This window comes from Cricetibacter osteomyelitidis (assembly GCF_004340985.1).
Classification (GTDB): Bacteria; Pseudomonadota; Gammaproteobacteria; order Enterobacterales; family Pasteurellaceae; genus Cricetibacter; species Cricetibacter osteomyelitidis.
Genome location: NZ_SLYB01000027.1, coordinates 22,045 through 34,603 on the forward strand (window position 1 = coordinate 22,045; position 12,559 = coordinate 34,603).

Consider the following 12,559-nt stretch of genomic DNA (forward strand, 5'->3'; position numbering starts at 1 on the left):
TAGAATAGCCACAAATCAAAATAAGGAGCCATCTATGAACTATTGCCTACCGGAACACATTACCCCTGAAATTTTCTTACGTGATTATTGGCAGAAAAAACCGCTTATTATTCGTAACGGTCTGCCGGAAATTGTGGGACAATTTGAACCTGATGATATTATCGAACTGGCACAAAATGAAGAGGTGACAGCCCGCCTGTTAAAACAATTTTCCGAAGATAAATGGCAGTTGAAAACCAGCCCGTTAACCGAAAGCGATTTTGATAACTTGCCGGAAAAATGGTCGGTGTTAGTGCAGAATATGGAACAATGGTCAACGGAATTGGGCGAACTCTGGAAAAAATTCGGTTTTATTCCCCAGTGGCAACGGGATGATATTATGGTATCTTTCGCACCAGCAGGTGGCTCTGTGGGCAAACATTATGACGAATATGATGTGTTCTTGGTACAAGGCTACGGCCATCGCCGCTGGCAGTTGGGCAAATGGTGCGATCCGAGTACGGAATTTAAACCGAACCAACCAATTCGCATTTTTGACGATATGGGCGAATTGCTGATTGATGAAATAATGGCTCCGGGCGATATTCTCTATATTCCGTCCCGTATGGCACATTACGGCGTGGCCCAAGATGATTGTTTAACTTTTTCCTTCGGTCTGCGTTATCCGAATCTGGGCGATTTGATCGAACATATCGGCAACGGTTTTAGTCAGCAAAATCCGGATATCGATCTCAATGAATTCAATATTCCGCTACGTTTATCACCACAATACCAACGCACCGGCAAATTAGCAGCGGAAATGATCGCTAATATGAAACAGCAATTATTGGATAAATTGGCTACATCGGCATCCTTTAATCAACTATTCCAACAAGCGGTGGCAACTGCAGTGAGTTCTCGCCGCTATGAATTACTGACCACGGACGAAATGGCGGACATCGACGAAGTGCGGTCAATTTTGGAACAAGAAAACGGTGTGTTAGTGCAGGATAATAACTGCAAATTATTATACATCGAAAATCCGTTGCGGATTTATGCCAACGGAGAATGGTTAGACGAACTCAACCCTATTGAAAGGCAAATTTTACAACGCTTGGCCGACGGAGAAAGTTTGGATTGGTTAGACATCAACGCCTTATTAAGCGAAATTCAAGAAAAAGACACCGCACTTGATTTGTTATTAGACAGTATCTGTAACTGGCTGGACGACGGCTGGGTATTGTTAGATTAGGTATTCGATCAAATGGAAAACAATCACATCTATTCCGTCACCCAACTGAATCAAACCGCTAAAATGCTATTGGAAAGCAAGCTCGGTTTGGTATGGCTGACAGGGGAAATTTCCAATTTCACTCAACCGGTGTCAGGGCACTGGTATCTCACCCTGAAAGATGAAAATTCACAAGTGCGTTGTGCCATGTTCCGCACTAAAAATCTGCGAGTAAGTTTTCGCCCGCAAAACGGTATGCAGGTGTTGGTGCGGGCATCTGTGAGTTTATATGAACCCCGCGGTGACTATCAACTGATTATTGAAAGTATACATCCTGCCGGTGAAGGTTTACTGCAACAGCAATTTGAAGCCTTAAAAATGAAACTGGCGGCAGAAGGTCTGTTTGCTCAACATCTGAAAAAAAATCTACCGCACTTTGCCCGCAAAGTCGGCATTGTTACATCCCAAACCGGTGCGGCCTTACAGGACATTTTGCATATTCTGCAACGGCGTGACCCGAGTTTATCCGTGATCATCTACCCCACTGCAGTACAAGGCAAAGATGCCACGGCTGAAATCGTACGAATGATCGAACTTGCCAATACCCGCCAAGAAGTGGATGTGCTGATTGTGGGCCGCGGCGGCGGTTCCTTGGAAGACCTTTGGTGTTTCAATGAAGAAGCGGTTGCCAGAGCAATTTTCAATTCGGTTATTCCGATCATCAGTGCCGTAGGCCATGAAATCGATGTGACCATTGCAGACTTTGTCGCCGATTTGCGAGCCCCAACGCCTTCTGCGGCGGCGGAATTAGTCAGCCGTGATCAAGCTGAATTACACAAACAACTGCAATATAAAAAAGAGCGATTGGAAATGGCATTAGATCGCTTATTAACCCATAAACAACAGCAATTACAGCGTTTGGCATTGCGTTTGCAAAACCAGCATCCACAGAATCGTTTGCACCATCAACAACAACGCATGACACAACTGGAAATCCGTTTCAAACAGGCAATGCGGCGTTTAATTGAAAAAAAATCTTACAATCTCACCGCACTTTCCGCCCGATTAAAGCAAAATCCGTTGCCTTACCGCATGCAAAAACAACATCAACACCTGCAACAACTCGAAGTGCGGTTAAATTTTGCCATAAATAAAATAGTTGCGGACAGACAAAACCGATTAGCAAATTTATGCGGCAAATTAGATAGCTTAAGCCCGCTTAAAGTGCTGGCACGCGGCTATTCCATCGTAAAAAATGAACAAGGCCAAACGGTTACGGATATTCATCAAATTCAAGTCGGCGAGCAAATTACCACGAAATTGACGAACGGACAATTTATCAGCAAAATCGACAAAATCTTATCCTAAAAAAACATACGATTAACTTTACAAGTAAACTAATCGTACTTACAGGTTCATTGAAAAAATAAAGGGTAAAATTTGCATCGTTTTACCCTATTTTTGTTTAGAAATTCTTGATTGTCGAAATTAATTTACGCCCAATATTTGTCAATTTCAGCACAAATCGCCTCGGCAGTAGCTTTGCCTTTTTCGCCCACAAGCGCACGCCCTGCAATAAAGGCTTTGGCGTTTTTAATTTCTTTAAACAAGTGAACATCCTGCGGCACGATTCCGCCGGTAATAGAGAGTTCTAAGCCAAGTGCGGACAATTTTTTCATCAAATCCACGTCTTCTTCCGTCCAGCCTTTACCGGCGAGTTCGGCATCGCGCGAGCGGTGATAAATGGCTTGTTTAACGCCTAACTCTACCCATTCTTTGGCATCTTTTTCTACCGTCCAGTTGCCATAGATTTCAATTTGAATTTCTTTTTTCACTTTTAATTCAGGGTGAGCGATGTTGAAATCATCCGCCACTTTTTTACAGGCGGCTTTGGTTGCCGGGTGGGCGGCTGCGGAAACCGTGAGCCAGTCGGCGCCGGCTTCAAATGCCATTTTGGCTAAAATGGCACCGCCGTCCGTGATTTTCAGATCGCAAACAATAATATGATTAGGATGTAATGCACGCAAGGTGCTCACCGCCTTCATTCCTTCCGCACAGGCAAGAATGGTGCCGACTTCGATAATCTCGACGAGATTTTCCGCCTGTTTGGCATCCGCAACGGCTTTTTCAAGGGTTAATGAATCAAGGGCAATTTGGAGTAAAGGTTTAGACATAGAATATTCCTTCTGATTAATTTAAACATCTTGTAGGGACGGACCTATGTGTCCGTCCGTATTTGGCGATAATGTATTTTCGGGCGAACACATAGGCTCGCCTCAACAACTTTAGATTATCCATTCAATGCTGCATCAATTACGGCAAGCACCTCTTCTGTGGTTTTACAATCCAAGAATTTTTGCAGATTAATGCCGTCTTCGCTATCCGGATCATCAAAAATTTGGGTGATTTCCATAATACCTTGGATATGGGTGTCGGAATCACTACCGGCGAGGGTGACAAGCACGGAAATCATTTCGCCGTTAAAATCCACCGGTTCGGCAAGGGTGGTTAAGCCAAATGCGGTGCGAATCACGCCGTCTTCCGGTCGCGAATGCGGCATTGCCAACCCCGGCGCCAGCACGATATAAGGTCCCAACTCTTTCACTTTTTCAATAATGTTGGTGTAATAACGCGGTTCAATGGCGCCGGAAGCCACCAATAAATCCGTGCCGATTTTTACCGCTTCTTCCCAGTTGACAGCGGTTTGGTTGAGTTTGATAGAATTATTTTCAATTAGGGATTCTTTTAGCATAGTTTGTCCTTAATCCTTGCGGATAATCGGCGGTCAATTGGGTTTAAAAATCGACCGCACTTTTGGGCTATTTATCTTGAAACTTTTTAATCAATTCGATTAATTCATCACCAAAGGAATTCGGATTTAACATATTTTGCACGCCGAGTACAAATTTGCCTTCACCCACTTGGATTTCATCGGATAAATGTTTGGAAGATACAATAATATCCGTGCTGTCCAATTTGCCTTTGTAATCCGTCACGGCACAGGAATCCATTACATTTGGAATGCCGCGTTTGTCCAGATAACCTTTGATCTTCATTTTCATCATCATTGATGAACCCTGTCCGGAACCGCATACCGCAAGGATTCGTATCGGCTTAACGCCTTCGGAAACAGTATCATTTTCGACCGCACTTTCGACGTGATTTGCACTTGTCGCTGTTGCAGTTACCGACTCTTCAACGCTTTCATCAACGCCGTAGCCGTCCATTTGTTCAAGGGTTCTGCCTGCCGCTGCGGCAGCTGCTTCTTGCGCACGTAATTTTTTCGAAGCAAATGCCATATAAACAAAGGCACAAGCCAAAATCACAAAGAAGAAGAACGGAATGCTCACAATGCCTTGCAAGACCGGTGGGAAGAACAATGCCCAGTCTGCCATTCCCATCCAGCCGTTAAAAGCGGCGCCTTGGGTGGCTAATAAGTGAATCACCCACGCGGAGCCCAGCACTTCGATGATCCCCATTACAAAACAGATTTTCATCACTGCGCGCCAGCCGCCGAAATGGTTAGCGAACACGCCGATAGTGGCGTTGGAGAAGAACATTGGAATAAAGCCCGGAATAATTAATACGGAAGCATCAAAGCCCAATAATAAACCGACGGCGACAAACTGACCAATCGCCCCCCACATAAAACCGAACACCATTGCATTTGGCGAGAAAGCATAAATTGCCGCACAGTCAATCGCTAATACGGCATTGGGAATCACGCGTTCGGAAATCCCTTTGAAAGCTTCGGAAAGTTCTGCAACGAACATCCGTACCCCAATAACGATAACTTGGATCGCCACGGCGAATTTTAAGCCGGTTTCAAAAATATAGATTGTCCAATGGGTTTTGCCCGCCATTGTTTGTAAATTATCCAAACCGAAAGAAAGCAAAATAATCCCGAAGAAGGCAGTCATTACCAACACGGTGGCGGATATACTGTCGTGGAAAATATGCAGCCATTTCGGTAATTTCATATTATCAACGCTATCATCTTTGTTACCTAATTTTGGCGCGAGTTGAACCGCAATCCAAGAAGCGATTTGTTGTTGGTGTCCGATGGAGAAGCCGGCACCGCCCGTAACCGCTTGCGTCGGTTTATACATAATATTAGAGGAAATCCCCCAATACAATGCCATAATAATTGCCGTGTAGATGATGGTTTCCCACATTGAGGCACCGATAAGCATATAAAACACCGCTACCAAGCCGGCCTGTTGGAACATAATATGCCCGGTCAGCATAATGGTGCGAATGCCGGTGAAGCGTCTGAACACCACCAATAAAATATTCAGTGCAAGTGCAAGCAATACGGCATAGCCTACCCAAGAATAGTTGTCTGCCATTGTTTCAATGGTCGCCTGCATACTGGTATAAGGGTCGATTACCGCGCCCGTTAAGCCGTGGTATTCGGATAATTTGGTGATAATCGGCTTAAAACCTTTTACCAATTCGCCGGCACCTACCTGTACCAACATAAAACCCACAATAGTTTTGATCGTGCCTTTGATAATGGTCGTCGTGTCTTTACGCAAAAGAACGTAACCGAGGCAGGCAACAATCCCCAATAAAAGCGGTGCTTTATTAAGCACCTGATCTCTGAAGACGATAAATAAGTCTAGTAACGTTTCCATAATAGAATCTCTGTTGCATTGTTTTAAAAAAATTGGAAAAACTTTGTACAACATTTCCTTTCCAAAGAGAAGGAAAGGAAAACACATAAATGGTAACAGAATTCAATGATTACAAAAGATTGAATTTGATGTTTTGTGATCTGTATCACATTTTATTTTCATCTTTTTCGCAATAAGAAAAATAATGAGAAAAACGACCGCACTTTCTATTTTTCTTTAAAAAATCGTAATTTGCTGAATAATATGGATATTTATATTTATTATAAAATAAAATGTGATCTTGATCACAAAATAGATAAAAATCATTTTACAACCTAAAATGATTAATTATGATTATTTATGATTTTTCATTCCTCTATTAACTTAAATTTCATACCCTCTACCCAATAGGAGTTTACAATGAGCAAAATTCAAGAAATTACCCGTGAAAGTTGGATTCTTTCTACCTTCCCTGAATGGGGAACCTGGTTGAACGAAGAAATTGAGCAAGAAGTGGTGCCGGAAGGCAACTTTGCTATGTGGTGGCTTGGCTGCGTAGGCGTGTGGATTAAAACCCCGGGCGGCGCCAACCTTTGTATGGATTTGTGGTGTGGTCGTGGAAAATCCACTAAGCAAGTGAAAGATATGGTGCGCGGTCACCAAATGGCAAATATGGCTGGCGTGCGCAAATTGCAGCCGAATCTACGTGCCGCCCCAATGGTGTTAGATCCGTTTGCGATCAATGAAGTGGATTTTATTCTTGCCTCCCATTATCACAGCGATCATATTGATGTGAACGTGGCAGCGGCAATCGTGAATAATCCGAAATTGGATCACGTTAAATTTGTCGGCCCTTGGCATTGTGCGGAACTATGGAAAAAATGGGGTGTGCCGGAAGAACGCATTATTGTGGTGAAACCGGGTGATGTAGTGAAACTCAAAGATGTGGAAATTCACGCCTTGGATTCTTTCGATCGCACTTGTTTGGTGACATTACCGGTGGAAGGCGCAGATGCACAAGGCGGCGAACTTGCCGGTCTTTGCCCGTCGGATGAAGAAATGGGACGCAAAACTGTGAACTATGTATTCAAAACGCCGGGCGGTAATATTTATCACGGTGCGGATTCCCACTTCTCTATCCAATTTGCCAAACACGGTAAAGAATTTGATATTGATGTCGCCTTAAATAACTACGGTGAAAACCCGGTGGGTATTGCGGATAAAATGACTTCCGTGGATTTATTGCGTATGGCGGAAAGTTTACGTTGTAAAGTGATTATTCCGGTACACTATGACATTTGGACCAACTTTATGGCGAGCACTGACGAAATTATCCAATTATGGAAAATGCGCAAAGAACGCCTGCAATACAAATTCCATCCGTTTATTTGGGAAGTGGGCGGTAAATACGTTTACCCACGCGATAAAGATTTAATCGAATATCATCATCCACGCGGCTTTGATGATTGCTTTGAACACGAACCAAATATTCAGTTTAAATCAATGCTATAAAATAAATAAAAAAAAGTCGCCTTAGTACTTGAAGGCGGCTTATTTTTTGTTCATTATGTTCAATAGAACAAAATAACAAGGAAACTATAATGAACGAAAATTATCGCCATCGGCGACTTTTGCAATTATTGTGTGAAAAGAAAATACTTTCTACCGCAGAAATCATTGATTTATTGGCTATTTCGCCAGCGACCGCCAGACGGGATATTAACAAATTAGCAGAGCAAGGCAGATTAAAAAAAGTCCGCAACGGTGCAGAATGGACGGAGAATACGTCATCAAAATCCCCATATAATGTTAATAATTTAAACGTCAATCACTTAGAAGAAAAACGGCGAATTGCACAATTGGCAAATACCCTCTGTCAAGAAGGAGATAGCGTAATTTTAACCTGTGGTTCCACAATGCGACTATTAAGTGGCTTTTTATGTGGACGAAAATTGCAGATTATTACCAATTTTTTACCGCTCGCCAATGATTTAATTGAAAATAAACACGAAGACGTAGTGATTATGGGGGGACAATACAACCGTGCCAAAGCTATCACCTTGTCTCTTAACCAAAATGAAAGCCCCTACGCTGCCAATATTATGTTCACCAGCGGCAAAGGCTTTACCGAAGAGGGGCTTTACAAAACCGACATGATTATTGCCAATTCGGAGCAACGCTTATCCAGTAAAGCAAGCAAATATGTGGTGTTACTTGATAGCAGCAAACTCGGTCAGCAAGTAGGCATGTTATTTACCGAATTGGCACAGATTGATTTATTAATCACCAGCAAAGAAGCCTCTCCAAAGATTATCGAGGCGTTAAGAAAACGGGGATTAGAGGTAATGCTTGCTTAAAGAGCGGTCGGATTTGGGAGAGAATTTGTGTCCCAAGAAGTTTACGAAAAAATAACCATTAAGGAGTTTTCCGTGAGAAAACATAAACTAGGTATTTACGAAAAAGCCTTACCGAAAAACATCAGCTGGCAGGACAGATTATCCATTGCCAAAGCCTGCGGTTTTGATTTTGTGGAAATGTCCATTGATGAAACCGATGAACGTTTGGCGCGGCTCGATTGGAGCAAAAAAGAGCGCTTGAAATTGGTTAAAGCCATTGTCAATACCGGCGTAACCGTGCCGTCAATGTGCTTATCGGGACATCGCCGTTTCCCGTTTGGTAGTCGTGATGAAGCGACTCGCCAAAAAGCCTATGAAATTATGGAAAAGGCGATTCTGTTTGCGGTGGATACCGGCATTCGCACCATTCAGCTTGCCGGCTACGATGTCTATTATGAAGAGCAGGACGAAAGCACGGTTGAACGTTTCCGACAAGGTTTGGAATGGGCGGTTGAGCTTGCCGCCGGCAACCAAGTAACCCTTGCTGTAGAAATCATGGACACCAAATTTATGAGTTCCATTTCCCGCTGGAAAAAATGGGACGACATTATCAAATCCCCTTGGTTTACGGTTTATCCGGATCTCGGCAATCTCTCGGCGTGGAATAACAACGTTGCCGAAGAGCTCAAACTCGGCATTGACAAAATCTCTGCCATTCACTTAAAAGATACTTACAAAGTAACCGACACCTGTAAAGGGCAATTCCGTGATGTGCCGTTTGGCGATGGCTGTGTGGATTTCCCTACCTGCTTTAAAATCTTGGCGGAACTCAACTACCGTGGGGCATTCTTAATTGAAATGTGGACGGAAAAAGCGGACGAGCCTATCGCGGAAATTATCAACGCACGCCGTTGGATCGAACAAAAAATGCAAGAAGGAGGATTTACCCTATGAGTTTAACCGAATTAACCCCGGCTTTATTAGCAATGCGTGAACGTGTATTTAAAGCCAATTTAGAATTACCAAAATATAAATTAATTACGTTCACTTGGGGCAATGTGAGCGAAATCGATCGTGAAAGCGGTCTCATTGCCATCAAACCTTCCGGCGTGGAATACGACACAATGAAAGTGGAAGACATCGTCTTTGTCGATCTACAAGGTAATCGTGTGTATGGCAATAAAAAACCGTCCTCCGATACCCCAACCCACCTTGAGCTTTATCGTCAATTTGCCGACATTGGCGGCATAGTGCATACCCATTCCCGCCATGCTACTGCTTGGGCACAGGCAGGGGAAGATATCTTGGCACTTGGCACGACTCAGGGCGACTATTTCTACGGCTCCGTACCCTGCACTCGCCGAATGACACCGGAAGAAATCGCCGGTGAATACGAACTGGAAACCGGCAAAGTAATTGTGGAAACTTTCCGCAAACGTAATATCGAACCGACCGCCGTACCGAGCGTACTGGTGCATTCCCACGGTCCATTTACCTGGGGCAAAGATGCCTTTGATGCGGTACATAACTCCGTCGTGTTGGAAGAAGTAGCATACATGAATTTCGTTAGCCACCAAATTCGCCCGAATATCGGTTCAATGCAACAGGAATTACTGGATAAACATTATTTGCGTAAACACGGCAAAAATGCCTATTACGGGCAGTAATTAATCCTCATCGGTTAAAGGCAGTATTGACTGCCTTTAGTTATTTTTACATCCTCATTTTTATATCGGAGTTTATTATGAATTATAAAGTGGTTGCTTTTGATTTAGACGGCACCTTACTCAATGGGCAGGGACAAATTCTTGCCGAAAATAAACGTGCCATTCAGGCGGCAATCAATAAGGGCACTAAAATTATTTTAGTAACGGGGCGGCATCACACAGCGGTAAAACCCTATTACCACGAATTAGGACTAACCACGCCGATTATTTGTTGCAACGGCACCTATATTTATGATGTGGCAACGGATAGTACGCCCTTCGCCAATCCCCTTTCCAAACAACAAGCACAACTGATTTTTGATACAACGCAAAAGCACCATTGCCATTTATTAATGTATTCTCGCGATTCAATGAACTATGCCGAACTCAATCCGCATATGGAAAAATTTGTAAAGTGGGTAGAAAGTTGTCCGCCTGATATACGTCCTGACGTACGCCAAGTAGCGAGCATTCAAGAGATTATCGATCATCATTCGCCGATTTGGAAATGTGTAATCAGCGCGCCGGATAAAGACATTATGCACGCCGTACTCGCTGATTTACCGCAAGAGGAATTTAGCTGCGAATGGTCGTGGGTGGATCGTGTTGACATCGCTAATACCGGTAACACCAAAGGCGGCAGACTGACTACTCTGCTTAAGGAATGGCATATTAACCCACAAGAGGTGATTGCATTCGGCGACAACCATAATGACATCAGTATGCTCACTGCTGTAGGGCTTAGCGTGGCAATGGGCAATGCAGAAATAGAAATCCAACGACAGGCGGCACTAATCACCACGGATAATAACCAAGCCGGTATTGCTGCGGTGTTGGAAGAATATTTAGGCCTATAAATCCACGCTTTTTCTTGGAAAAGTGCGGTTAAAAAATACGGTATTTTGCCAATATCATTGTTCCATTGCCGAAAGGAAATCTGCCTTGTGCTATACCAAGCCTTAATTGACAGGAGAATATCAATGAAGCTGACATTAAGAGTCGCACAAAAATTTGAAGGGCATCAGTGCGAATTATATGCCGTACCATTTGATATGCATTTTCCTGACGAAAGCGGGAATATAAAAACTGTGGTACAACCAGATTTATGTGTAATTTGTGATCCGCAAAAATTAGATAATCGTGGCTGTTTAGGCGCGCCGGATTTGGTGGTGGAAATTCTCTCGCCGAATAATTCCAAGGCGCAAACCGCAAGTTTGATTTTAGCTTAACGGATATTCATAAGCCCCTGGCATTTACCTTGCTTAGGGTTTTTTGTATTATAGGCAAAATACTTTTTTAAGATTTAAGAAAGGAGAACACAATGTCCCAACAATCCGACTACCGCTATAGTTTAAAAGTGAACGGCGCTACCGAATTCGATGTCGTCAGTTTTGTATTAAAAGAAGGGCTTTCGCAGTTATTTAGATTGGAGCTGGCGAGTTTTGACTCGTCACCGTCGTTCGTTGAGATTTTGGACAACAGTGCCACACTCACTTTCTGGCAAGGGCTTGAGCCGGTGCGTTATGTTAATGGAGTTGTGACTCAACTGGTACAGGGCGAAAGCGGCTTTTCCCGCACCCGCTATAACATGGTTATCGAGCCGGATTTGGTGCGGGCCTCCTATCAATCGGACAATAAAATCTTCCAACAACAAGACAGCGAAAAAATCCTGCGTCAACTCCTTTCAAAGAATCATATCAATCAAGTCGAATTTCATTTAAGTGACAGTTATTGGCAACGGGAATACTGCGTACAATACCGGGAAACGGATTTAGCCTTTATCGAACGACTGGCGGCGGAAGAAGGGACTTATTACTATTTTTCACATACCGAAGACGACCACACCCTCCATTTCAGCAACCACAGCGCACTGGCCCCGGAAAAAGGCACATTGCTTTATAATCCCACGCCTGCCGGTGAACGCCCCGAAGCCGCTTTATGGCACTGGGCATATCAAGCCAAACTTGGCACCAACCGCCAAACCCTATGCGATTACACCTTCACCCACCCGACTTACTCTCAAGAACACCAACATGCCCTGCAGCAAACTAGCGTACTCGGCGAAAGTGCGGTCAATATTTACGAAAAATACGATTACCCGGGGCGTTACAAACGCGATGCACAGGGCGAACCGTTCAGCCGCTACCGATTGGAATACGAACAGCGCGAAGCGGAAGTGGCACTTGCAACGGGGGATGATTTACGCCTGATTCCCGGTTATCGTTTTACCCTCTCGGGACACCCACGGGAAAGTTTCAACCAAAGCTGGTTAGCGGTGGAAGTAGAGCATCGCGGCTGGCAGCCCGGCATTCTGGAAGAAGAAGCGGGGGAACAGGGCAACCGCTATGAAAACCATATCAAGTTTATCCCGAGTACCACGCAATGGCGCCCGACCCCGAACCCGAAACCGCGGGTAGACGGCCCGCAGATTGCCCATGTCGTCGGCCCGGCGGGCGAAGAGATTTACTGCGACGACTGGGGACGGGTGAAAATCCAATTCCCTTGGGACAGAGAGGGTGAAAACAACGAAAACAGCTCCTGTTGGGTACGGGTCAGCCAAGCGTGGGCGGGCGCCCGGTTCGGCAACATCGCCATCCCGCGAATCGGACATGAAGTCATCGTGGACTTCTTAGAAGGCGACCCGGACCAACCCATCATCACCGGCCGCACCTATCACAGCACCACCGAACC

General features: G+C 44.4%; 12 protein-coding genes. 9 read left to right on the forward strand and 3 right to left on the reverse strand.

Features of this window, described 5'->3' with window-relative positions; translation table 11 throughout:
• Nucleotides 1–34: 34 nt before the first annotated feature.
• Together EDC44_RS10475 and xseA are read left to right on the forward strand one after the other, a co-directional pair.
• On the forward strand, nucleotides 35–1,231 hold the full coding sequence (locus tag EDC44_RS10475) for a ribosomal protein uL16 3-hydroxylase (RefSeq protein WP_131978533.1): 1,197 nt from the start codon (nucleotides 35–37) through the stop codon (nucleotides 1,229–1,231).
• A 12-nt stretch (nucleotides 1,232–1,243) separates the two neighbouring features.
• Nucleotides 1,244–2,578: an exodeoxyribonuclease VII large subunit gene (gene xseA / locus EDC44_RS10480; protein ID WP_131978536.1), complete on the forward strand. Its 1,335-nt coding sequence runs from the start codon at nucleotides 1,244–1,246 to the stop codon at nucleotides 2,576–2,578.
• 125 nt (nucleotides 2,579–2,703) lie between these two features.
• On the opposite strand, the gene EDC44_RS10485 is transcribed toward xseA, so the two are convergent.
• From EDC44_RS10485 to EDC44_RS10495, 3 genes are all read right to left on the reverse strand, one after another.
• Nucleotides 2,704–3,384, reverse strand: coding sequence for a 3-keto-L-gulonate-6-phosphate decarboxylase UlaD (locus EDC44_RS10485; protein WP_131978539.1), 681 nt, complete (start codon nucleotides 3,382–3,384; stop codon nucleotides 2,704–2,706).
• A gap of 116 nt (nucleotides 3,385–3,500) precedes the next feature.
• A complete protein-coding gene (locus EDC44_RS10490; protein ID WP_131978542.1) occupies nucleotides 3,501–3,962 on the reverse strand; it encodes a PTS sugar transporter subunit IIA in 462 nt (153 codons plus the stop codon).
• 67 nt (nucleotides 3,963–4,029) lie between these two features.
• Complete coding sequence (locus EDC44_RS10495; protein WP_131978544.1) at nucleotides 4,030–5,847, reverse strand: PTS ascorbate-specific subunit IIBC; 1,818 nt, start codon at nucleotides 5,845–5,847, stop codon at nucleotides 4,030–4,032.
• Nucleotides 5,848–6,246: 399 nt separating this feature from the next.
• Between EDC44_RS10495 and ulaG the strand changes: the two genes are divergently transcribed.
• The 7 genes from ulaG to EDC44_RS10530 form a co-directional block, all read left to right on the forward strand.
• Nucleotides 6,247–7,338, forward strand: a complete 1,092-nt coding sequence (gene ulaG, locus EDC44_RS10500; protein ID WP_131978547.1) for an L-ascorbate 6-phosphate lactonase — start codon at nucleotides 6,247–6,249, stop codon at nucleotides 7,336–7,338.
• A gap of 89 nt (nucleotides 7,339–7,427) precedes the next feature.
• Nucleotides 7,428–8,183, forward strand: coding sequence for an HTH-type transcriptional regulator UlaR (gene ulaR, locus EDC44_RS10505; RefSeq protein WP_131978550.1), 756 nt, complete (start codon nucleotides 7,428–7,430; stop codon nucleotides 8,181–8,183).
• A gap of 72 nt (nucleotides 8,184–8,255) precedes the next feature.
• Nucleotides 8,256–9,116, forward strand: coding sequence for an L-ribulose-5-phosphate 3-epimerase (locus tag EDC44_RS10510; RefSeq protein WP_131978553.1), 861 nt, complete (start codon nucleotides 8,256–8,258; stop codon nucleotides 9,114–9,116).
• The gene (araD, locus tag EDC44_RS10515) at nucleotides 9,113–9,829 is read left to right on the forward strand and encodes an L-ribulose-5-phosphate 4-epimerase (protein ID WP_131978556.1); all 717 of its coding nucleotides are present in this window, start codon (nucleotides 9,113–9,115) and stop codon (nucleotides 9,827–9,829) included. The genes EDC44_RS10510 and araD overlap by 4 nt, the downstream gene beginning before the upstream one ends.
• Before the next feature lie 77 nt (nucleotides 9,830–9,906).
• Nucleotides 9,907–10,725: a pyridoxal phosphatase gene (locus EDC44_RS10520; RefSeq protein ID WP_131978559.1), complete on the forward strand. Its 819-nt coding sequence runs from the start codon at nucleotides 9,907–9,909 to the stop codon at nucleotides 10,723–10,725.
• Nucleotides 10,726–10,848: 123 nt separating this feature from the next.
• The gene (locus EDC44_RS10525) at nucleotides 10,849–11,097 is read left to right on the forward strand and encodes a Uma2 family endonuclease (protein WP_243647941.1); all 249 of its coding nucleotides are present in this window, start codon (nucleotides 10,849–10,851) and stop codon (nucleotides 11,095–11,097) included.
• 92 nt (nucleotides 11,098–11,189) lie between these two features.
• The coding region (locus EDC44_RS10530) for a type VI secretion system Vgr family protein (protein ID WP_131978562.1) at nucleotides 11,190–12,559 on the forward strand (1,370 nt) is incomplete at its 3' end.